This window comes from Aquimarina longa SW024, assembly GCF_001401755.1.
Lineage (GTDB): Bacteria > Bacteroidota > Bacteroidia > Flavobacteriales > Flavobacteriaceae > Aquimarina > Aquimarina longa.
Map to the genome: position 1 here is coordinate 6,528 of NZ_KQ474104.1, position 26,781 is coordinate 33,308.

The 26,781-nt window shown below is 31.8% G+C and carries 6 protein-coding genes; 3 read left to right on the forward strand and 3 right to left on the reverse strand.

Features of this window, described 5'->3' with window-relative positions; translation table 11 throughout:
- Positions 1 to 7: 7 nt before the first annotated feature.
- The gene (locus N456_RS19125; RefSeq protein ID WP_062060637.1) at positions 8 to 20,509 is read right to left on the reverse strand and encodes a non-ribosomal peptide synthetase; all 20,502 of its coding nucleotides are present in this window, start codon (positions 20,507 to 20,509) and stop codon (positions 8 to 10) included.
- A gap of 1,125 nt (positions 20,510 to 21,634) precedes the next feature.
- Here N456_RS19125 and N456_RS19130 point away from each other — a divergent pair.
- From N456_RS19130 to N456_RS19140, 3 genes are all read left to right on the forward strand, one after another.
- Entirely contained in the window at positions 21,635 to 21,901 is a 267-nt protein-coding gene (locus N456_RS19130; RefSeq protein WP_062060648.1) for a hypothetical protein, read from the forward strand.
- Positions 21,902 to 22,248: 347 nt separating this feature from the next.
- Positions 22,249 to 22,992, forward strand: a complete 744-nt coding sequence (locus N456_RS19135) for a hypothetical protein (RefSeq protein ID WP_240315559.1) — start codon at positions 22,249 to 22,251, stop codon at positions 22,990 to 22,992.
- 20 nt (positions 22,993 to 23,012) lie between these two features.
- Positions 23,013 to 24,107, forward strand: a complete 1,095-nt coding sequence (locus N456_RS19140) for a DUF6688 domain-containing protein (RefSeq protein ID WP_062060654.1) — start codon at positions 23,013 to 23,015, stop codon at positions 24,105 to 24,107.
- Positions 24,108 to 24,160: 53 nt separating this feature from the next.
- On the opposite strand, the gene N456_RS19145 is transcribed toward N456_RS19140, so the two are convergent.
- Positions 24,161 to 24,760: a response regulator transcription factor gene (locus tag N456_RS19145; RefSeq protein ID WP_062060658.1), complete on the reverse strand. Its 600-nt coding sequence runs from the start codon at positions 24,758 to 24,760 to the stop codon at positions 24,161 to 24,163.
- Positions 24,750 to 26,681 carry a 7TM diverse intracellular signaling domain-containing protein gene (locus tag N456_RS19150; RefSeq protein WP_062060661.1) on the reverse strand — a complete coding sequence of 644 codons (1,932 nt, stop codon included), beginning with the start codon at positions 26,679 to 26,681 and terminating at the stop codon, positions 24,750 to 24,752. Before N456_RS19150 ends, N456_RS19145 begins: the two co-directional genes overlap by 11 nt.
- Positions 26,682 to 26,781: the final 100 nt, after the last annotated feature.

The window sequence follows — 26,781 nt, forward strand, 5'->3', positions numbered from 1 at the left end:
ACTTTTTTTAAATTTTAAAAACTTCTTCTGAGTCTGATTCTTCATTAAAGAATGTCTCTAATTCTTCTATTCCTATTTCTTGTTCCAATCCATAATCAGAAGGTGTAAAATCTCTCTCTTCTTGATTTTTACAATGTTCTATGAGTAGCATTAGATTAGAAATAAAGTTATGAGCAAGTTTTTCTATAGTCTCTCTATTGTATTGTTTTGTAGAGTACCCCCACTCTAATTGTAAAACTCCTGCTGTCACAGAACTATTTATTTCTAACTTATTCGTTAATGGAGTTATATCTGCAATAGGGAATCCTGGAGATTCTGATGCTACTTCAAACCAATCTCCTGAAGTAGTTACGTTATCCAATTGCCCTAAGTAATTAAATAATATATCCCATTTTATTTTTCCTATATCTTCTCTAACCTCATCGGATGAATGATAATTGAGTAATGCTCCATAGCCCAATCCTTTATCAGGAATTTTTCTAAGTTGTTCTTTTATATTTTTTATAAGGTTACTCAGAGAGTTTTCTGATCCTATCGATAATGATACCGGATAAACATTTGTAAACCACCCTACTGTATTACTAATATCAATATCTTTTGATATATCTTCTCGTCCATGACCTTCTAAGCCTACTATGAGCGTATTTTCTTTAGTCCATTCGTTTATAGTTAGCGTAAGACAGCTCATTAATATATCTTCTATCTCTGTACCGTAGCTCTGATGTATATTGGTAAGTAGCTCAGTGGTATACTCTTTATCCAGAACTACTTTATAATACGATAAGTCTGCACGAGTAGATACTGTTCCATGCTTATCTATCGGAAGTTCTTTATAATCTGATCGTATCGATTTCCAGAATGATTGCTGTGATCGTACAGAGTTTTTCTGTGCGTATTTTTGTAATGCAATTCCCCATTCTCTATAAGAGCTTCCTTTTTTACCTAGGTCAATTTGTTTTTCTTCGTGTAATGCTGTTAGCATATGGTTTAGATCATCTAATAAGATTCTCCAAGAAACTCCATCTACAACTAAGTGACTCGCTAATAGGAATAATCGATTCTTATAATCTGATTCTGGGGTTTTAATTAAGATGAGTTTAAATAAATTTCCTTTTTCTATAGAAATCTCTCGATGATAGGCATCACATATATTTGTTATTGTCTCTGAAATAAAATCATTTTCTATATTCTCCAGAGTTACTGTTTCTAATACTCCTTCAGAAACTCCATAAGATTGAATCCATGAATTATCTTCTTTGTTATACATAAAACGTAATGCATCATGATGGGTAGTTAGTTCTTTAGCAACTTGTTGTAGTGTGGTATCTTTAATCTCTTTTGATATCGATATTAAAACAGCTTGATTAAAATGTGCTTCTTCGCTATAGATTTTATCAAAATACCATTGTTGTATTGGTAATAAATCACTTGTACCCGACAATACTCCTTGTTCTCCTTCTATACTACTTCCTCCAAGTGCTATATATACTGCTAAATCGGCAATTATTTGATGCTCGAATAGGTCTCTTGGTTGCATGGCATATCCTAATCGATTCATCTTACTTACTACCTGAATTGTAATGATTGAATCTCCTCCTAATTCAAAAAAGTTATTATAAATTCCGATATGTTCTACCTGAAGTAGTTCTTGCCATATTAATACTAACTGTTTTTCTAATTCGTTTCTAGGAGCTACATAAGATTCTTGTAGTGCATTAGAAAAATCAGGGGTAGGAAGTGCTTTTTTATCAATTTTCCCATTGCTTGTCAGTGGCATTTCCTCCATCAAAATCCATAACTTCGGAATCATATAATCAGGCAAAAATGATTTTAATTCTTCTTTGATTTTTTGTTTATCAAAATCTCCTTGCGATACTACATACCCTACTAATTGCTTCGTATTATTTGTATCTTCTTTAGCTAGTACACTACAATTTATAACATCTTTTATTTTTGATATCGCTTTTTCTATTTCGCCCAGTTCGATACGATATCCTCTAATTTTTACTTGATCGTCTGTTCTGCCTATAAATTCTATACGCCCATCTGATAACCATCTCCCTAAATCTCCTGTACGATACATCTTTGTTTTAGAGATCAATGGATTGCTAACAAATTTTGTTTTGGTTAACTGGTTTTGATTAAGGTATCCTTTAGAAACTCCAGCTCCTGCAATATAAAGTTCTCCTATTACTCCTCTAGGCACCAATTGTTGTTGTGCATCTAATACATATATCTGAGTATTCGGTACAGGACGACCAATTGTGATAGAATCGTCATTGTTTTCTAGTGTTGCTACTGACGCCCAAACAGTACATTCTGTAGGCCCATACTCATTATAAAGCCGTATGTCTGTATAAGTTTCATAATGTCGATCTACTATGTTTTTATGAAGCTGCTCTCCTCCTAATATGACACCTCTTAATGATGTGTTTTCTATAATACTTTCATTAAGCATAAATTCATAATATGAAGGCACACATAGTAATATATCTACATCTTGCGCTATTAATGATTTTATCTTGGTAGCATCTGTAATCTCTTCTTTAGCAGGAACTATTAGTTTCCCTCCTGTTAATAATGTCCCTAGAATAACTGCTACTGATGGATCAAAAACGAAAGAAGGCAATAGTAACATAGCCTGTACTTGTCCATAGTAAGATATTCTAGAAAATGCCAAGTTGGTAACATTATCATGGGAAACCATAACCCCTTTAGGAGTACCTGTAGATCCCGAAGTATAGATTATATACGCAAGATCATTTTGAGATATATCAACAATAAGGTTTTTATCTGATTCTTCTTCTATTGATTCTTGATTTTTATCTAATAGAAGAAGTTCTAGGTTTCTATCTCCTTCCCATGTATCTATAATAGTAGTGGTGGTCAATAAAATTGTTAATCCCGTATCTTCTATCATATATTCTACTCTCTCTTCTGGGAAATCTGGATCTATTGGAACATAAACCCCTCCTGCTTTTAGAACTGATAGTATAGAAACAATCATATCACTGGATCGTTCTGTACAGATTCCTACAAATACATTTTTTTGTACTCCTAGTTTTCTTAATTTTCTGGCAAGCTGATTCGACTTACTATTTAATTCGCTATATGTCAGTTTTTGATCTTTAAAAACAACTGCCATTGCTTCTGGCGTTTGCTGTACTTGTGCATTGAATATGTCTACAACTGTTTTATCTTTAGGGTACGATATATGAGTATCATTAAAATTGTGTACCAACTCGGTTTGTTGCTCCTTTGTTAATATTGGTACATCCGCAATTGTTGTCTCTATATCATCTGCCAAAGCTACTAGTATATGCTCATAATGCAATACTAGCTCTCTTATGGTTTCTTCTCTAAAAAGATCTGTACAATACGTCATATTTAACATGATACCTGACGGATCTTCTACCACTGCCAATGTAAGATCATACTTAGAATTATCAACTTCAGATGGCGTATTAGATATTGTTAACCCTTCTAATTCTATTTTTTCTTCTGGAGTATTTTGTAATACAAACATTACCTGAAATAATGGGCTTAAGCTTCGGTCTCGTACTTTTACAACAGTATCTACTACTTTTTCGAAAGGTGCTTGTTGATGCTCATATGCTCCTAGTACATTTTCTTTTACTTGTTTTAGAAGTTGCTTAAATTTTATATCTTTTGAAACTTCACTTCTTATGACTAATGTATTTACAAAAAATCCTATTAAGTCTTCAGTTTCTTTTTGCGTTCTATTTGCTATTGGAGTTCCTACACTAATATCTTCTTGACCGCTATATTTATATAGAAGGACTTTAAACGCAGAAATGAGTAACATAAACAAGGTAACTTCTTCTTTTCTGGTAATTGATTTTAGAGATGTACTTAGTTTTTGATCTAATGAGAATGTAAAACTTGCTCCATTTGTACTATGAACTGCAGGACGAGTATAATCTGTTGGCAATAATAATGGTGCTCCACCTTGCAACTTATCTTTCCAATATGCTAATTGTTGTTCTAAAATAGTTCCTTGAAAATAATCTCGTTGCCATATCGCATAATCAGAATATTGTATTGCTAATGGTGAGAGTGTAGTATCTTTTCCTTCTATGAGGGATGCATATAATGCTACTAACTCTTTTATCAAAACACTATTAGACCAACCATCTGTAGCAATATGATGAAAAACAACTATTAAAATGTTTTGTTTTTCATCAATTTCATATAGTCGCACTCTAACCATATAATCTTTTGATAAATCAAAAGGTTGGCTTATAAATTCTTCTATATCTTGCTCTCTAGCTTCTAACGAAGGAGATTTTACAGTATCCATACTCCATTCATCTACTGCTATGACGTGTTGGTATCCTTTTCCTTCTTCGGTTTTAAGTACAGTACGTAGTATTTTATGACGATCTATAATTTCTAGTAGTGCTGCTTCTAATGCTATAGGATTCAATATTCCTGTAAGATGTAATCGAACAGGCATATTGTATTCTGATGTCCCTTCTAATTGGTCTATAAACCATAATCGTTCTTGGCTAAAGGATAAAGGAAGATACTCTTCTTGTTTATCATATCGTTTTATAATAGATATCTGATCTGTTACAGACTGTTTATCTATATACTGTCCTAGTTCTGCAATCGTTGTATACAAGAAAATATCTCGTATATTAATTTCTACATTTATTATTTTTCGAATTGCAGATACTAGTCTGGTTGCCAACAACGAATGTCCTCCTAGTGTAAAGAAATTATCATTGATTCCTATTTTCTCTATTTTTAAGAGCTCTGACCATATCATTACTAACTGAGCTTCTGTTGTATTTCTAGGAGCTACATATATTGTAGTAACATGTTCATTATACTTAAATTCTGGTAATGCTTTTTTATCTATTTTTCCATTAGTAGTTATAGGCATTTCATCTAAGTACACCCAAAATTTAGGGATCATATATTCTGGAAATTTTGTTTTTAAACTATCCAGAAACTCTTGTTCATCAAACTCTTTGTTTGTTGCCATATAACCTACCAAAAAGTATTCTTTGTTAGTATTCTTTTTAGCTAACACACAGCAGCTTATAATATCATCTTGTTCTAAGACGACTTGCTCTATTTCTCCCAATTCGATACGATACCCACGTATTTTTACTTGATCATCCTTTCTTCCTATGAATTCTATATCATTGTTTGGCAAAATTCTTACTAAATCTCCTGTTTTGTATATTCGCTCTCCTGATATGAAAGGGTTCTCTACAAATTTTATATTGGTTAATTCTTCTTGGTTTAAATACCCTTTTGCCAAGCCTTTTCCTGCAACGCATAATTCTCCTACAACTCCTTTTGGTTGTAGTTTTAACGTTTCAGACAATACGTATATTTTTGTGTTATGAATTGGTCTTCCAATTGGGACTCCTGAGTTTATTTCTCCTTTAAAAATTGTAGCGCAAATGCTTGTTTCTGTTGGACCATATGCATTGTAATAATTTCCTATTTTAGAAAATTCTTTTACCTGATCTAAAGGAGCTTGTTCTCCTGCTGTTACTAATGTATTTAATCCTTTTAGGTCATCTATAGATATTGTTTTTAAAAATGCTGGCGGTATGGTAGCCCAAGAGATTTCATGCTTTTTTATAAAATCTATGAAGTAATCACTATCTGATTTATGGGGCTCTGGTATAATTACCAATTTTGCTCCTGATAGCAGTGATACAAATATTTCGGATATAGAGGCGTCAAAAGATTGGTTCGAGAATTGTAAACAAGCATCGTTTTCTGTAATCCCAAAACTTACTATCTGCGAGCATATTGTATTGACAATCCCTCTATGCTCAATCATAACCCCTTTAGGTTTTCCGGTTGATCCAGATGTATAAATCACATATGATATGATATCATCCTCTATCTTTATTACTGGATTAGTAATAGTAGTAAAATCTACTTCTTTTTTGAATTTATGTAAAAAAGAAGTATCGATAATTACTTTACATCCACTATCCTGCTCTATATAGTTTATACGTTCTTCTGGATAATTTGGGTCTATCGGCACATAAGTTGCTCCTATTTTTTGTATCGCTAAAAGGGCAACAATAAGCCAATTACTTCTTTCTAATTTTACTGCTACAAAGTCTTCTTTTTCTACGTCATAGCCTGCTAATAAATAATTAGCCATTTGATTAGAATGTGTATTTAGCTCTTCATACGTCCATTTTTGCTCTTCATAAACCAGTGCTATTGCTTCTGGTGTTATCTCTACTTGTTTATTAAATAATGTTGTCAGAGTTTCTTTTGGAAATTCTACAATTGTATCATTATAGAGATTCAATAATTGATTTTGTTCGGATATAGGTAGTATCGGTACTGTTGTTATACCTGCACTTGGATTTTCTGTAATATTAGTTATCAATTCTGTATAATGGTGTGTCATCCGTGCTATAGTCTCTTCATTGAATAACTCTGTACAGTATGTAATCTCTAATGAGATTCCTGACTCTTTTTCTTCTGCTACTAATGTTAGGTCACAGACAGAAGAAGTTATATCTAATGTTCTCATACTGATATCTATTCCTTCTAATGCTACTGCTCCTACATCTGGAGTATTTTGTAGCACAAACATTACCTGAAATAATGGGCTCATACTCATATCTCTGGTTTCAACGACACTTTCTACTACTTTTTCTAAAGGAGCTAATTGATGTTCATATGCTTCTAATGTTGTTGTTTTAACTTGTTGTAAAAAATTCAAAAAAGAAAGATCATTACTGAGATTACTGCGTATCGCTAATGTGTTTACAAAAAAGCCTATTACATCTTCTGTTTCTTTTTGTGTTCTATTTGCTATTGGTGTTCCTACGCATATATCTTCTTGATTACTGTATTGATGTAGCAGTACTTTAAATGTTGCTAACAAGACCATAAACAGCGTTGCCTCTTGTTCTTTGGCAATATGATATAATGATTGGGTCAATTCTTGATCTAATGAAAACGAAAAAGCAGCCCCTTTTTTACTTTGTATTGCCGGACGTGTGTAGTCTAATGGAAGCATCAAAGAGCTAACTCCTTTTAATTTTTCTTTCCAATATTCTAATTCTTTGTCTAATACTGCTCCTGCTACATATTCTCGTTGCCATAATGCATAATCTGCATATTGTATTTGTAGTGCTGGCAAGTCAATCTGTGCTTCTTGCTGTAATGCTCTGTATATCGTTGCTAATTCTCTTATTAATATACTATTAGACCATCCATCACTAGCAATATGATGAAATACTCCTCCCAAAATAAAAGATTCTTTTGCTTGTTCGAATACACAGATCCTGAGCATATAATCACTGTATAAGTCGAAGGGTCTATCTATAAATTTTGTGATTTGACGTTCTAGGTCTTCTGAAGTTTCTATAATTGTCCTCTCCAATGACCAATTCTCTGCATCCATTATTTTTTGATATCCCACTCCTTCTTCTTCATATATCACCGTTCTTAGTACCTCATGTCTTGAGATAATTTCTCTTAATGCGCGCTCTAAAATATCTATGTTTAACGCTCCTTTTAGATCAAGAGATATTGGCATATGATACTCTATACTACCTTCTAATTGATCTATAAACCATAAACGTTCCTGACTAAAAGATAGTGGTACTAAAACATCTTGTTTTCTTTTGGTTATTGCTGGAAGTGTCGATTTTTGACTAGATACTGCTACTTGTTGTTCTTGTTGTGCAATGGTCGGGTTAGCAAAAATCTCTCTAATAGTAAGTTCTACTGTCATTTCTTTGCGTATAGCAGAAACTAATTGAGTAGCTAATAAAGAGTGTCCTCCTAATTCAAAGAAATTATCATGTACTGATATTTTTTCTATGCCTAATACTTGTTTCCATATTCTTGCCAATTGTACTTCTGTTGCATTGCGCGGTGCTTCATAAACTGCTGTTGTTGCTTCGAATATTTCTTTAGCTAATAATATCTTTTTGGCTATTTTACCATTACTCGTTAGTGGCATTTCTTCTAATGATAGCCATAATTGGGGTACCATATATTCTGGTAATACTGCTCTAATTTCTGACTGGATGGCTTGTTTATTAAAATCACCTTCTGTGACTACATAACCTACTAATTGATTATTTCCTTTTATATCTGGTTTTGTTAGAACACAACTATGCCGCACTCCTGCAATTTTAGAGAGTACACTTTCTATTTCTCCTAATTCTATACGATATCCTCTTATCTTTACCTGATCATCCTTACGCCCTATATACTCTATAGATCCATCTGGCAACCATCTTCCTAAATCTCCTGATCGATATAGTTTTTCATTTGCTTTAAAAGGGTGATCAACAAATTTTTCATTTGTTAATTCTTCTCTATTCAGATACCCTTTTGCTAATCCTGCTCCGGATACACAAATTTCTCCTGTAACACCTATAGGAATTAATTGCATAGCTTCGTCTAAGATGTAGCAGGATAACGTAGGAATTGCTTTTCCTATGGTACTGGTTGATCTGGTTACATCTTCTTTAGTCAACTCTTTATATGTAACATGTACTGTGGTTTCTGTAATACCATACATATTGATTAGTTTGCAATCTGGTAGTATCGCTTTCCATTGTTGTAACTGTATCGGATTTAAAGCTTCTCCTCCAAAAATCACATACCGTAATACTATCTTTGATACGTCTTCTAATAGTTCATCTTGTAAAACATAGAAAGATTTTGGGGTCTGATTTAGTACTGTTACCTTCTCTTCTTTTAGTAATCTACTGTAAGCGATTACATCTTTGGTGGTATCCTTAGGAACAATCACTAATCGTCCTCCAAACAATAGCGCTCCAAAAATTTCCCATACTGAAAAATCAAAACAGAACGAATGAAATAACGTCCATACATCTTGCTCATTAAAATCAAATAATGGAGTATCGTTCTTAAATAATCGAACTACATTTTCATGAGAGATCAATACTCCTTTTGGATTACCTGTCGATCCTGATGTATAGATTATATAAGCCAAGTCTGATGATGATAATTCTTGATATATTACTGCCTCTGTAGTATTGGTATATTCTTTTTGATCTAATAAGATAACGTCTATATCTCCATTAGGCATCAAAACATCTTGACTATCAGATTTGCTTATTACGATTTCTAATGAAGAGTCTTTTATGATATAGTCTATACGGTCTTTTGGATATCCTGGATCTATCGGAACATAAACTCCTCCTGATTTTAGTATCCCTAATATTCCTATAATCATATCTAAAGATCGTTCAAGACATATACCTACTAAATCTCCTTTTTTAACTTCTTTAGTGATCAAAAAGTTTGCTAATTGATTTGATTTATCATGTAACTCCTGATAGGATATACTTTTATCCATATAGGTAACAGCAGTATTATCGGGATACAGAAGTACTTGTTCTTTAAAAATATCAACTATTGTTTTTTCTTTTGGATACTTTACTTCTGTATCAACAAAACTTTCTAGTAATTGGTGTTCTTCTGGTGCAGTCAGTAATGACAAACACGCTATATTTTGATCTAGATTTTTGATAATACTAGATAGTAATTCTTGATAGTGGTTTAACATCCGGCGGATAGTGCTTTCTTTAAATAAAGCTGTGCAGTATTCTACTCCCAGAGAAATTTTACCATCTTTCTCTAATGCCATTAATGTTACATCAAACTTAGAAGTATTAATCTCGTATTCATACTCGGATAATGTTAGACCGTCTATCTCTAATGTTGTTTGATCTGTTGTATTTTGTAATACGAATAAAACCTGAAATAGTGGAGACATACTCATATCTCTACTCTGTAAAACTTTTTCTACCACTTTCTCAAAAGGAGCTTGCTGATGTTCATAGGCATCTAGTGTTACTTCTTTTATTTGCTGTAGTAGTTCTCTAAATGTTGGCTGATCGCTTAAATCACTTCTTAATACAAGTGTATTGACAAAGAACCCTATGATATCTTCTATATCTTTTTGTGGTCTGTTAGCTACAGGAGTCCCAACGCTGATATCATCTTGTCCGCTATATCTAAATAATAAAACCTTAAATGCAGATAATAATAGCATAAACAGGGTTACTTTCTCTTCTTTACAAATCTCTTTAAGTTGACTTGTCATTTCTTCTTCTAACCAGAACATCATACTTGCTCCTTCCATGCTCTGTACTGAAGGACGTGTATAATCAGTTGGTAAAAGAAGGGGTGCTATCCCATCTAATTTTTGTTTCCAATATGCTAATTGTTCTTCTAATGCTGATCCCTGAGTATATGCTCTCTGCCAAATTGCATAATCAGAGTATTGTAATAACAGATTTGGTTTTTCATATTCTTTACCAGATACATATGCATTATATATTTCTGTAAATTCCTTAATCATTAAATTAATTGACCATCCATCACTAGCAATATGATGAAATACAATCGCTAAAATATGAGTATCCTCTGTTAGTCTATATAAACAAGCCTTAAGCATATACTCTTTTGAGAGATCAAACGGTCTCGCAATCAGCTGTGCTAGTTTATATTCGAAATTTGATTCTTTTTCTAAAGCTTCTTGCTCTAAGTACCATCCTTCTATGTCAATAGTTTTTGTATATCTACTATCATCTTCTGATACAATAACTGTTCGTAACACCTCATGCCTTTGTATAATTTTTTTAAAAGATGCTTCTATTATAGTACTATCTGGAGTTCCTTCTAGTCTCAATACTAATGGCATGTGATATGCAATACTTCCTTCCATTTGGTCTAAAAACCATAATCGTTCCTGACTAAAAGATAGTGGTATTTTGTTTTGATCTTTTTGTCTCGTTATTAGAGGAATTGTTTCTTTTTTATAATGTGTTCCTATAAATAATGCCAATTGCGATATAGTAACGTTATCAAAAACATCTCTAATGGTTATTTCGACATTCATTTCCTTTCTAATCGCCGAAACTAGTCGTGTTGCCAGTAATGAGTGACCTCCAAGATCAAAAAAGTCATCGTATACTCCTATTTTTTCTATTTTTAATAATCGTTGCCATATCCGGACTAACTGTATTTCTGTTTCATTACGAGGAGCAACAAATTTAGAGTTATGCATATTGGATAACGCTACTTCTGGTAATGCTTCTCTATTAATTTTTCCGTTACTAGTTATAGGCATCGTATCTAATGTGATCCAAAATTGTGGGATCATATATTCCGGAAGCTTCTGCTTTAATTCTTCTATAGCATCATTTTTATTAAAATCAACCTCAGAGACAACATATGCTACAAGATACTTCTCTTCTTCTTGGTTTGTTTTTGCTACAATACAACAGTTTTGTATGGTGTCTATTAGTGATACCATACTCTCTATTTCTCCAAGTTCAATTCGATGTCCTCTAATTTTTACTTGATTGTCTTTACGCCCTATAAACTCGATAGTACCATCTGGCAACCATCTGGCTAAATCTCCTGTACGATAGATTCGTTCTCCTGATATAAAAGGATTAGGAATAAACTTTTCTGCTGTTAATTCTTCTTTATTTAAATATCCTCTGGCTACTCCTTTTCCTGAAACGCATAATTCTCCTACTATACCATGTGGTTGTAAGTTTAGATCTTCTGAAAGTATATATACTTTTGTATTATCAATTGGTTTACCTATAGGAATTTTATTGATAATCTGCCCATCAAAAACGGTAGCACAGATACTAGTTTCTGTTGGTCCATATGCGTTTATATATTGTCCTGTCTTAGCAAATGTTAATGCTTGTTCTATTGGTGCTTCTTCTCCTGCTGTAATTAGCATTTTTATAGTATGTAGTTTTTCTACATCTAGTAATTTTAAATATGCTGGAGGTAATGTTGCCCAAGTAATGGTATGCTTCTCTAGATATTTTGTAAATAGTTCGGTATCTTTTTTTATGGAATCTGGTATGATACAAAGTCTTGATCCTGTAAGCAGTGCTGTTAGTATTTCCCATATCGATGCATCAAATGATGAGTTGGCAAATTGTAAACAGTGTTCTGCAGTACCTATAGCATACTGCCGCTTCTGCGATAAAATGGTATTTACAATCCCTCCATGTTCTATTAATACTCCCTTAGGAAGTCCTGTAGACCCTGATGTATAGATAATATATGCTAGATCTTCTGCTTTTATCGAAACAGGTATGTCTAGAATAGTATACTCCTTACTATTGTTTTTAAAATCTGATAATAAATGGTCATCTATACTGATCTTACATTGACTATCTTCTTCAATATATTGAATACGTTTTTCTGGATAGTTTGGATCAATAGGTAAGTATACTGCTCCGCTCTTTATAACGGCCAAAAATGAAATGATTAACCATTCACTACGCTGCAACTTAACTGCTATAAAATCTTCTTTTTCAATACTATGATTAGACAGTAGATACTGTGATAATGCTGTAGAAAGTTTATCTAATTGTATATATGATAATGATACCCCCTCATACATTACTGCTATATGATCTGGGTTTTTAGAAACTTGTTGCTGAAATAAAGTGATAATCGTTTCTTCTGTATCATATGTTACCTCAGTAGCATTATACTGCTCTAAAACTAGCTTTTTCTCATTGTCTGGTACTATACAAATATCTTCTATAGCTTCAGAGGTATTTGGAGATACCATTTGCTGCAATACTTCCTGAAGGTGTCCTTGAATATTTTTAACTTCTGTTTCTTCTATAAGAGATGTATTATAAATGAATTTAATACTCAATTCATTATTAAATACTGTTACTTCTAATGCTAAAGGATAATTTGTTTGCTCTTTAATCTCTATAGTATCTAATTCTAATAAAGCTTCTGCAGTAGATAGGGTTTCTGATACTGGGTAATTTTCAAAAACCATAATGGTATTGAATAGATCTCCTTTTATAGGACTAAGGCTTTGTATATTAGCTAAACTAGTATATTGATGCTCTCTACATAGTGTATGATTTGATTGTAATGCTACTAGCCATTCGGATATAGTCATCCCTTTTTGTATAGTTGTACATAACGGAATCGTATTAATATATAATCCTATTCTGTTTTCCGAATTTTCTAATTCTGCGGGTCTTCCTGATACCGTAACTCCTAATGAGACACAATTATTACCTGTATATCTCGATAATAATAGTGCCCATGCTCCTTGCATAATCGTATTCACTGTTACGTGATTTGATTTTGCATATGCTTCTACTTTTTGAGTAAGATCTGAGGTTATCTCTAGAGTATTTTCTTTAAACTTTCCTATTGCTTTAGTACTAGAAACTGTTTTGTTTTTTACAAAGGGTAGTATGGTTGGTGATACTGCTTTTTTTATATACTCTTTCCAAAATGTTTCTTCTTCTAATACATTTCTAGTATTAATATACTTTATGTAATCCTCGTATATATCCTCTTTTATCTCTGGTAACGTTTCTTTTTCTAATATCGTTTGATATACCTTTACAAACTCTTTTATCAATATAGCCATTGACCAACCATCTATAAGTATATGATGATTCGTAATAATCATTTGATAAGAATCTTCTTCTATTTTTAGTAGTGTAATACGTAATAAAGGGCCTTCATTAAGGTTAAACCCTAGCCTACGATCTGACTCTAAAAAAGAAGCTATCTTTTCTTTTTGTTCTATAGGAGTGAAATCACTTATGTCTATCTCATGAATTGGTATTTTCATAGTGCTATGCACTAATTGAACTGGTATACTCAATTCTTCATAAGAAAATACAGTTCTTAGTATACTATATTTCTGAAGTAAATAATTCCATGATTCTGTTATTATATCTATCTGTACATTTTCTTTAAAAGCCATACCTACTTGAACGATATAGGTTTCTGCATTAGCTTCTTCGTATAATTCATGAAACAACATCCCTTCTTGTAAAGGGCTTAATTTATATATGGATTGAACTTCGATATTCTTTCCTTTAGTAGTTTTATAAAAAGCATCAAATTCTTTATATCCTATTTCTTTTCCTAATCCATAATCAGATGGGGTAAACTCCTTTTCTGATTTATATATACAATGACTAATCAATAGCTGTAAATTATTTAGATATTGGTTTGCCAGTTCTTGTGTCGCTCGACTGTCGAATTTCTGTGATGAATACTTCCAAGTTATTCTTAATTCTCCATCGATAATCGCACTGTCTATTACAAAAGTATTATGAAATGGTATGCTATGATCTATTTCTGCCTCGCCTACAAATCCTTCTTCTTTTTTAAACCAGTCATTTGTAGTAATAATTGTATCTAATTGTCCTAAATAATTAAATACGATATCCCATTCTACTGATGCCAAAGTTTGTTGTATATTCTCATCATTATTTAAGTAGCGTAAAGCCCCATACCCTAATCCTTTATCAGGTACATTTCTCAGTTCTTCTTTTACATGCTTTATTACATCTGCTAATGCTGCCTTATCTGGTAATGAAAAAGAAACTGGATATAAGCTAGTGAACCATCCAACTGTATTGGTAAGGTCTATGGTATCAGATATCTGCTCTCTACCGTGCCCTTCTAATCCTATTACAATTTCATTCTTCTGGAAGGACTCTTGTATTGTCAGGGCTAAACAACTTAGTAATATATCTTGTATCTCTGTAGTATAGCTATGGTGTACTTCTGTTAGTAGTAATGCGGTATCTTTTTTATTAAGGATACTTTCATATTTTACAACAGTATTTTGATTGGGTATTCCTACAGGATCTAGATTTGGTAATGGCTTGTATACTGATGCTATTGACTGCCAATAGGGTACTTGTTCTTCTACAGTCTTACTATTTGCATACTCTTGTAGTACAGAAACCCATTGACGATATGAGCTGCCTTTAGGGTCTAATTCTATTTCTTTTTGCTGAGCAACCATCTCCAAAATTCTTCCTAAATCCTCTATTAAAATTCGCCATGAAACAGCATCTATAACTATGTGGTGTGCTACTATAAATAGTTTATTTGCTTCTTCAAAATCTGGGGTTTTAATCCATACTACTTTAAATAGTATTCCACTATCAACAGATATCATCTGTTGATATTTAGTACAATATTCTTTTGATATTATATTTAATTGTTCTGGATTTCCTACCTCATGCAGGCGTACTACTTCGATAATGTTGGTGCAATCGTCATAATATTGATTCCATTTGTTTTCTTCTTTTCTATATTGAAAACGTAATCCATCATGCTTGGATATCAACGCTTGTATCGCTTGTTCTAGATATAACTGTGATAGCTTTTTGTCTACTGATACTAAGAGCGATTGGTTAAAGAATGTATCTTTTATGTACATCTTCTCAAAATACCATTGCTGGATTGGTAACAATTCACAACTTCCTTCTAATTTTCCTTGCTCCGTTACGATCTCAATTGCCTGTGTATTTACAATTTTTGCAAGCTTATAGATCGTTTGGTGTTCGAATATATCTTTGGGCTGTAGATGATACCCGGCACGTTTCATACGACTTATTACCTGAATTGTAATAATAGAGTCTCCTCCTAGTTCAAAGAAATTATCATAGATACCAACTCTTTCTATCCCTAATAATTCTTGCCATATCAGTACTAATTGTTGTTGTATATCATTCTGAGCAGGTACATACTCTTTTGTAGATAAATCTAAAGTACCTGGATCAGGAAGTCGTTTTTTATCCGTTTTCCCATTAGTTGTTAAAGGCATACTATCTAGCATTACCCATAACTTTGGTACCATATACTCTGGCAATTTCATTTCTAATTCTTCCTGTAAATCTTCTTTATCTACATCCTGTTCTGAGACAATGTAACCTACTAATCGTTTATTACTCATAGTATCTGATTTTGCTAAAACACAACATGATTTAACACCGTCAATTGTAGCAAGCACATTTTCTATTTCTCCTAATTCTATCCGATACCCTCTAATTTTTACTTGATCATCTTTTCTACCTATAAATTCTAAATTTCCATCAGGTAACCATCGTACTAAGTCCCCTGTACAATACATCAGTGTATGCTCTACAAAGGGATTGGTTATAAATTTCTTCTGAGTTTCTTCTTTGGCATTAAGATATCCTCTCGAAAGACCATCTCCTGCTACGCATAATTCTCCTATAACTCCTTTAGGCTGTAGCTGTGATAAACTCTCATCTAATACGTATGCTGTACTGTTTTGTATTGGTTTTCCTATAGGTAAGTCTGTATCATGAATAGTATTAATGGTATAGGTCGTAGAAAAAGTGGTATTTTCTGTTGGTCCATATCCATTTATAATCTGAATATTTGGGTATTTACTAAGAATTATATTCGTATACCTATACAATACTTTATCTCCTCCTACTATGATATAGTTCAGTTTTTCAAAAACTTCTGGATCTTCTTCTGCAACCTGATGAAACCAAGATGCTGTCATCCACATTGTATTTATGACATTTTTTTCTATGCTCTTTTTTAGCACTTCAGGATTTAGTAAGCTTTGATTGTCTGTAATGACTAATTTACCTCCATTTAATAATGTACCCCAAAATTCTATAGTAGCTGCATCAAAAGAGATTGATCCTGTTGCTAACCAAGCTGTATCTGTACCTAAGGGGACATAGTCACAAGATTTAGCTAATCTTACAATATTTTGATGTGCTATCATTACTCCTTTTGGTATTCCTGTAGAACCCGAGGTATATATGATATATGCTAAATTTTCTGCTGTAATTAATTTTACATTAAGTCCATTAGGGTACAGTTCTTTGCTTGCTTCAAAAGATTCTAAAATCTCTGTATCTATAATTAGCTTAGCTTTTGTATCCTTCTTAATATGGTTAATTCTAGATACGGGGTAACTAGTATCCATAGGAACATATGCACATCCTGTTTTTAGAATTGCTAGCATTGAAATAGCTAACCATTCTGTTCGCTCTACTAGGATTCCTATTAGATCTTCTGATCGTAATGAATATGTAGCTAATAAATAGTGTGCTAACTGATTAGATTTTTCTTCTAGCTCTTTATAAGTAAGCTGATTTTGATCAGAAACGACGGCAATATGATTAGGTGTTTTTTCTACTTGTTCTCTAAATAGTGTTACTACTGTTTTCTCTTTGGGATACTCTATAGTAGTATCATTAAATGTTTTTAGAATTTCTTTTTCTTCTGCTGAGGATAATACAGGTAACTTATGTATTGATTGATTCGTATTAGCTACAACACTATGTAGTAATTGCTTATAGTGTATTGCTATCTGTGAAATTGTTTCTTCTGTAAATAGTGCTGTATTGTATTCTATTAAAAGTTTAAATCCTTCTTGTTGCTCATCTAAGATAAAGGTAAAATCATATTTACATGTAGGGTTATCTATTTGGTAATGAGAGGCTGTAAACTTATCTAACTTAAACTCGCTTGCTTCAAACGAATTTTGTAATGTAAACATTACCTGATATATAGGTGAGCTATGCAGCTCTCTATGAGGGGCTACATGTTTTACTACTTCCTCAAATGGGATTACTTGATGCTTATATGCTTCTAAATTGGTTTCTTTTACTTGCTGTAGTAAACGATCAAAACTAACTTCTTCTGATATAGTACTTCGGATAGCTAAGGTATTCACAAAAAAGCCTATTAAACGTTCTACTTCTTTTTGCCTTCTATTGGCTATTGGGATCCCTACACATATATCTCTCTGTCCACTATATCGATGCAGTAATACTTTAAACACTGCTAATACTGTCATAAACAAGGTAACTCCTTCTTGTTTAGATAATTTCTCAAGATCTGTTTTTAGAGTATTCTCGATATCAAAAACTAATGTTTTTCCTTTTTTAGAAGATTCCTTAGAAGGTAAAAAATCATACGGAAAATTTAGAGGAACGACTCCTTGTAACTTGTTTTTCCAATAGATCAATGAATCTTCTAGCACACTACCCCTTAGGTAATTATTCTGCCAAATTGCATAATCTGCATATTGAACTGGTAATGGTGGTAATGATGGTATATCTCCTGATAGGTACTCATTATATAGTGTTGTAAACTCATTTAGAAGTATTGATTCTGAATATCCATCTGCTGCGATATGATGGATTACAAAAACAAGAATACTTTCTTTATGGTCTATTTCTATAATAGATAGTCTAAACGAAAAATCTTTAGAAAGGTCAAAAGGTTTAAAAACAATCTCTTGTAGTTTTTGATCTATATCTCTCTGTTGATCTACTAATACATGTTCGATTGTAAATGTATCCGGAGCTACTATATTTTGATATAATTTTCCTCCTTGATCAGTTACCATAGTGGTACGAAGAACCTGATGTCTTGTGATTAACTGGTTGGCTACTTTTTGTAAAATCTCTAGATCAGGAACTCCTGATAATTTAAAAATTTTATAAACATGGTATTCCTTACTTCCTCCTAGCTTATCCAAAAACCATAAGCTCTCTTGCTGATATGATGGTATTATTTTATGGGTGCTATCTTCTTGTTTTTTGATTTTAAAAGTAGAGTCGGATACGATACTATTATTATTTTTGTCGAGGGACTGGGCGCAACTCCGTATCGTCGGAAATTCAAAAATATATGTTTGTGGAATATCTGTTCTAAGATATTCTGATAATAAACCTGATAGCCGTATCCCTAGTAAAGAATTAATTCCTAATTCTGCAAATGAGTAATCTAAAGAGATTTGATTTGATTCTACTCCTAATTGATCTGCTATTGTATTCTGAAACCACTGCTCTATTATACTCTTAGGTGGTACGATTTGCTTTGGTTTCTCTTTTTCTATATCAGAAGTACTATTTTTACCATACTCCCATTGTTCTAGTATTCCATCTATTGTTTCTTTTTCGTATGCTATTTTTGCTCCTACTCGTTGTATTTTTCCACTAGATGTTTTAGGAACTCTACCTGGGCTTATTAGTACAATACCATAAACTGCTAGTTCGTGTTTTTCGAATACGGCTTCTCGTATATTTTTTACAATCGTTTCGAAATCGTATGTTCTCATACTAGTACGTTTTACCTCTTGTATGATTACTAATTGTTGGTTTCCATTACGATGAACACTTATAGAGGCTCCTGCATTGTTTTGTAAATCTGGGTGCGAATACTGTACAGCACGTTCGATATCTTGGGGATAATGATTAACTCCATTAAAAATCATCATCTCTTTTAAACGTCCAGAAATATATAATTCTTCATTATGGATAAACCCCATATCTCCGGTACGTAAATAAGGGCCATCACTTATATTATTTTCTTTATCAGAATCATGGATATATGCCTGAAAGATTTCTTTAGTTATTTCTTCTTTTTGCCAATATCCTTTTGCTACACTTGCTCCACTAATCCATATTTCTCCTATCTCTCCTTCATTACATTTCTTTTTGGTTTCTGGATCTACAACCTTAACTTTCATATCTTCCAATACTGGGCCATTACCCATAAACTTCATGATTGCAGTAGTGTCTTTTATTGCTTCCTGCAGGTTTACTTTACCTGAGTGAAAATCTTCTTTATCCAGTATTAGGATTTCTGGTAGCATTCCAAAATTACAGGCACTAACAACTAAGGTTGTTTCTGCCATTCCATAACATGGAGATAGGTATTCTCGTTTGAAACCATTAGCGCTAAAGGTATTAGCAAAATTATCCATTGTTTCTGGTCTGATCGGCTCTGAACCATTATAAGCAACAAACCAACTCGATAAATCTAATGCTATACGTTCTTCTTCTTTAATCTGATTTGCACATAAGTCATAGGCAAAATTAGGGCCTCCACTATATGTTGCTTTATACTTTGTAATTGTTTTTAGCCATCGAACTGGTTTTTGTATAAAAGCCGTGGGTGGCATAATAATCATTTCAAAACCTACATAAAAAGCCTGAAGAATGTTTCCTATTAATCCCATATCATGATAAATAGGTAACCAACTTACTCCGATAGTTTCTGTATTTTGATTAAAACAGTTTTGTATCAGTTTATTATTATGAATAATATTAGCGTGTGTTACTTTTACTCCTTTTGGTGCTCCTGTTGATCCTGAGGTATATTGAAGAAAAGCAATATCTTCTGGTTGAATCGATGGAACATCTATATCAATAACATCTGCCAAGATATTGGTTTGAAGCCAATTTACTTTTTCAAAGACTTCATTATCAAACCATTTATTAGTTTTAGTATAAATTACATCGGTAGTTAGAATAAATGAAGCTTTACAATCTCTAACTATATTTTCTAACCTACCTATTCTACGTTTTCCTTGAGGAGGAAAAGCAGGAACTGCGATAACACCAGCTATCAAACATCCAAAAAATGCATCTGTAAAATCCAATCCTGATGGATATAACAATAGTACCCGATCACCTGGGTTTGCATTTTTTAAAATATGGGAGGCTATTATTTTGGCTCTATCGTATAGTTCTTGGTAAGTTCTAAAGTCATTTTCTTCTTCTCCATTTTCTAAAAATCTATATATCGTTTTATCTGGAAATTGATTCAGATACTTTTTAAATACCTCTACTAGTGTTTTTTCAGAAAAAACTTCTTCAGAATTCAATTGGTTAATTGGTAACATTTTTTGGTTTATTTTAAAAAAAATTAAGCAAGATTAGGTTTCTAAATATTCTTGTAAGCATGTAGCAATAAGCTCATTTATGATTTCAATTGGGTGTCTATAATAAGTAGGTACCGTAATTATAAAGTGGTGTCAATCTTAAGATATTAGGATGATGACTCTCTTTTTCAAAACAATACATTTCTTTGAAAATGTTCTTGTAATTTTTGAACAAACTCTACTTCTATCATTGTTCTTCCTATGAATTGATAAAAACAGGGTAGTTCGATTATAAAAAAACAAATCTCTAAATCATAAGTATAGTAAGTAGGTCTATTTGGGGAAAATAGTTTTAATCCGATTACTAGAAAAAATTATAATTGATAATTGATAGTTAATAAGCTAATGAGAATTATTCTTCACCAAAAAGTGGTCAAAAAATAAAATACTATTATTCTCTCATCATTATAGAATGAAAATGCCTTTTTTATCAGCACATTTACATCTTAAATTTTAAAGTTTTTCTGATTGACTTTGATGGTTTACTCTTACTCTAATAGACTAATTTTAAACAAATTAGTAATAAAAATTCCTCAACAATAAGCTAAAAAAGCTTTTAACTTATTTGATTAATGGGAAGGCTACGCCGTCTGACTCACAATCCATTTTTTTCATCGTAGATTTTTAGTGAATCAATAGTCTAAAAACTTAGGCATAAACAATCGCCCATAAAGTTTTCTTTTAGGGGAAATTCTATCCTAGAAAGCTCTTCAAATGTACAAATTTTAATCAATAAAAAAATTACGGTTATACTATCTTAAAAACAAAAAAAACATAATATACATATGATAATCAATTAGTTACCAACAAAACATATATAAATATATTTTTATTTTAACAAAAAAATAACTTTTCATTAACCAACTAAAGAATTCTCTAACTTTATCCTTACATATCAAGTATTTATATTAACTGAATTTCTGTTTATTTGATCTTATTTGTACTTTTTTACTGTAGTATTAACAAAAACGAATAAGAGTTCTAACTACGACCTGAGCTAAAGAGATCACAAAAAATGACATCTATTTTATGTTTCCTTTTGTATTATTGCATCATTAAAAAATCAATTAAAATTTATTAATCTATATGTTAGAAATATTAGCACTTGCTTATTTTGTTAAGCAAATAAAAAAAATAGCTTTAGAAAAAGGAATTAAACCAGGGAAATGGATAGCTGTTACAGTTATTTCTTGGTTTGTTATAGAGGTTATTGTTTTTATAATTGCTTTTACAGCTTTTGATATTAGTAGAGATGAAATACTAATGGCTTTAATCCCTGCTCTGCTCTTATCTGCAACCTCGGCTTACTTTATTTTAGAACGGTTAAAAAAACAAGTTCCTATAGAGGCATAAGATTTAGTATATCATCAGGTAAAATTTTAAACCTAAAACACATAAGTGATTTAAAAAAAATAGATGCTACTATAAATACATATTATATTCGTTTATAGTACTATAAAATAGCGTATAACTGAATTCTATTTTTATATTCTATAACTATTAAGAATGTCTAGGATCAGTATACTAGAGTATAAAATAAAATCATTGAATTACTAGATGGTAAAATCTAAAAACGTAATTTGTTACCTAGATAAAAATCGCTATCTAAAAAAATAAAGATGAAAAAAAAATGTCTAAAACAGTTAAAAAGTATAATGATATGGTCCCGCAGTAGCGCGTCAATACCAATTATGCTTTTTATGCTATTACTAACTATAAATACGTATAGTCAAACTAAAACGATACATGTTTTTGTTGCATTATGCGATAATATTAATCAAGGTATCGTTCCTGTACCAAAGTCTATCGGTAATGGTCAAGATCCTAAAAATAATTTATATTGGGGGGCTGGTTATGGTGTAAAATCATTCTTAAGGTATAAGACAAAAAGTTGGAAATTAGTACAAACAATTCCTCCTACAGATACTGATATTTTAGAACGAGTACTATTTAAACACACTACAAAAGATGTGTATCTACTAGCGGATGCCTATGATGGTGCTACTATAAAAAACTGCACACGTACTTTTTTAAAAGCTGCTAATCATCAAAACCCTATATCGATAACAACATCTTCTAAGACACTACAATTTGGCGGTGCCGCTGATCTAATAGCTTATGTAGGACATGATGGGCTTATGGATTTTAATCTTAACCTCTCTTGTACCAATAATGTAAACATTCCTAAAGATGTTATCATTCTAGCATGCTATAGTAGAAATTATTTTACAGAAAAAATAAAAAAAGCAGGAGCCAACCCCATCTTATGGACAACACATTTAATGGCTCCAGAAGCGTATACATTAAAAGCTGCAATTGATGGATGGATGCTAAATGAAACAGGGCTACAAATAGAAGAAAGAGCAGCACAAGCTTATCATAAATATCAAAAATGTGGTATCAGAGGTGCTCGAAACTTATTTGCTACAGGGTTTAAACAGTAAAAAATTATGACAATATATCTATGACTATACTGATCCCTTTTATTTTACTAGTACTCTTTATACTTTTTTTTGTAAGTTTTAGAGTTATAACAAAATATAGAAAAGGTAATACCACAATTCTTACTATAGAATGTATATTATTTGTAGTATATATTCTGTCGCTCTTTATTTTTGGAGGAGCTTATCTTTTTAATAGTGCAGATTATAAAATAGCTATTGACCCTCATGATTCATGGTACACTCCATTTTCTGAAAATCATATACTTACGCTACTTGTATATTTTATCTTCTTTATGACAGCCAGTATTTTAATATGGTTTAAAGGAAGAGAGTTACCTCCATTAATTTTGGTTATGGCTATGGGTATCTTACTAATTGGTAGTACTATTTCTATGGTTATACTCCTACAGGTATCAGTTCCTATCACTACTAATCATTATGATATTTCACACGGAGGGATTACAGGTTTTCATTTTGCGCCACTATTGAGTATTGTAAATAGTGTTTTACTTATCATAAAAATTATTAAAGAAGAATCTAAACTAGCGAAACAGCGAATTTATAAAAATAAATTTCTGAATAGTATCAATCTATATTTATCTAATTCTAAAAAACAGACGTATTGGGTCATTATAGGGCTATTCCCTATTTTAATTATCATTACGCTCATCTTAGTCGTATTCGGGCAAGATTTTTATAGCTTAGGGAAAGTTTTTACTGAAACGACAACTTGGAGATTTTCGCAAGAAACGCATCCTCCTTTTTTGGATTATCAAGGTCACTACTTATGTACTGTTGCTGCTTGTGGAAATCCCAAGATTGTAAAACCATCTCGGTTAGGTGTTAGGCATGGCACGACTATTATTGTTAATAGACAATTACTTGTTGCGAATGCTTTTGAAGATGTTATACAAAGAAGAGTTCCTAAATTCCATAAAATGATACGGTATTATTATGATACTTATGGCTATAACTTATCAAAGAAAATAAACACTCCTAAACGATCTAATTATACCTATATACTGATGAAACCTTTAGAGTTCTTTTTTGTAATTGTCTTGTACTTATGTTGTACCCAACCCGAAGTACTTATTGATAAACAGTATAGATCATAATACAGCATGTTTATATCAATAGAGAAATTACCATACTATAGCTATACTTTTTTTTAAACAATTAAAATTCCATCATCAATACATCGCTTAATTAGTTCTGATTGTTTTTGCACGTTTAACTTTTGAAAAAGGTTTTTCTTGTGTGTTTTTACTGTTGTTATAGATATAAATAATTGAGTTGCAATTTCTTTTTCTGAGCTGCCTAAATACAATAATGTAACGATCTCTTTTTCTCGTTCTGTAATATGAATACTTGTGTGAGGTATATTAGGTTTGGATAGGGCTTCGAAATACTGTAATAGAAGAGATTTTAGCTGTTCTAGATCATTATACTTATGTATAAAACCATCTGCTCCTTTTTTTAATGCTTCATGTTCTACAAATTCTTTGTCATGGGAGGTTAACATTATGATTTTGATATCATTTTCTTGTTTTAATTTCTGTAATACATCAATAGAGTTTTTTCCTGAACCAAAACTAACATCTAATAACAGTAGATCTATCGTATATTTTTTAATATCAATTAACAAAGAATCGTAATTCGTTAAAATTGCTTCGATAGAAAAACAATCGTCTTTTAAAAAAAACGCTAGACTCTGAGCAAACATTTTTTGATCGTCTGCAATTACAATGGATAACTTCTTATTGTTCATAAGGTAATGCTATTGTTATTGTTGTCCCTTTATTAATTTTAGAATCTATCTCCATATCTCCAGAAAGGAGTTTTACTCTTTCTTTTAGACTTTTTAATCCAAAACTTCCTGAGTTTTGCTTTTTAGTATTGAATCCTACTCCATCATCTTTAGCTTGTATAGAAATTGTTTTCGACTTTTGGTTAACAGCGAGTAGTATATGCTCTGCCTTGGCATGTTTTATACCATTAGTAAGAAGTTCGCTTATAATTTTATAGATACTAAGGCAATTTAATTCGTCTAGATATTTTCCTGAGAATTGTATGTCTGAGGTAATCTTAGTAGTTGATAATTCGTCTAGTTTTTTTACTAAGTTTTTTATCTGAGAGATTAGACTTTCTGAATTGATGGTTGGAGAAAACTTAGAGTTTAATATATATCGATATTCTTTATTAAAATTATCTAATACGGTTTCTATATGGTCTAATTGAGCTGTTGTAACTTCTTTTTCCTTAAGGCTTAGTAATGACATTTTTAGGATTGCGAGGTTACTGCCAAAAGAATCGTGGACATCATTAACCATGTTGTTCTCTGCTTCAATTCTGGTATGTAGTATTTGCTCCTGAAAATTTATCTTTAGTACATTTGCTTCTTTTTTTAGTGTATTATATCTTAGTTGAGATCGAATTACTGAACTTAGAATAAAATAGGTTACTACTATTATTTCTATAGTAACTCCTATATAAAATAGATTAGAGAGTACCCATATATATAACTTAGGATCATAAACAGATGGGTTACTAAACAACTGTATTAATATCCCAATAATGGGTAATGAAAATGCAATTCCTAAATAATATGGTAATACTTTTCTATATCCCAAGATAGCGTGTAATACTACAAAAATAATAACCAATACTTGTAGTAGCGCCCATACATATACATATAGTCGTACTAAGCCTCCAAAAAGATATTTGTAGAGATAAAGTCCTAAAACCAGAGATACAATGAGTACTGATCCTATGAAAAAGTACTGTATCCATTTTGTTTTTTTAGTATAGTTATAGAAGTAGATATAAAAGCAACCTGCACTAATAAAAGCTAAACATTGGCTCATACTCCGCATGTTTTTGATTATAAATGGTTGTTCCCACCATAAGAATTGAATTCCTATACCTTTTGCTGCTAAATATTCTATACATACTAAGATGATGTATAGGCAATAAAAAAATATAGAATATTCTTTTTGTATCGATCCAAATATTGATAGTGCAAAGATTAGAATTAATAGAAATCCTATGAACAGCCCTGTTCTTAGGTATTCTAATTCTATTTTTCTAAAAAAGTGTTGTTCTGTTTCTAGCTTAAGGTCTAATCGTGTACGGGTTTCATTGTCTACTACTTCTAAGAAGACTTCTACCATTTCTGCTGTTGGGATATTTATTTTCCAGGCAGGGTGTCTATAGTTTACACTTCTAAACGGGAAGTTTTGATAAAAACTTATTTCTTTAAGGGCTGTTGTATCTTGTTTAGAGAGGTAATATACTTTTCCATAGTTAAGATAACTATTACTGAGGGTAAGGTAGGTGGGTATATCTGTAGTAGTCGTGTTTTTGATCCTAAAATGAAGAAGCATTGTTCTACTCTGTGGTTGTATATATAGTCTTTGATTTTTTGGTTTGTAAAATTCTCCTTTAGTATGGATGTTTATAATAGTGTCTATAGGGATTTTTTTCCAATCATTATGATAATATATAGAAATATGGTCATAGAGATGTACCTCATCCTCCATAGAGTTAAGGATGATTGGTTGCTGCGTATACCCTATACTTGATAGTAATAGGAATACTCCAATAAAAAAATGATTTATCTTCATAATCTTCTGCTCGCCAAATTGAAAATTTTGCTGATACAGCTCTAGGGGGATTTTAAAAATAGTCATAAAAATAGAATTATCCTGATCTAAAGGGGAATAATCTCCTACTTTAATAGGATTGACTTGCTTCTATTGGTTTGGTAGTTTTGGTAATAGGGAATTTAAA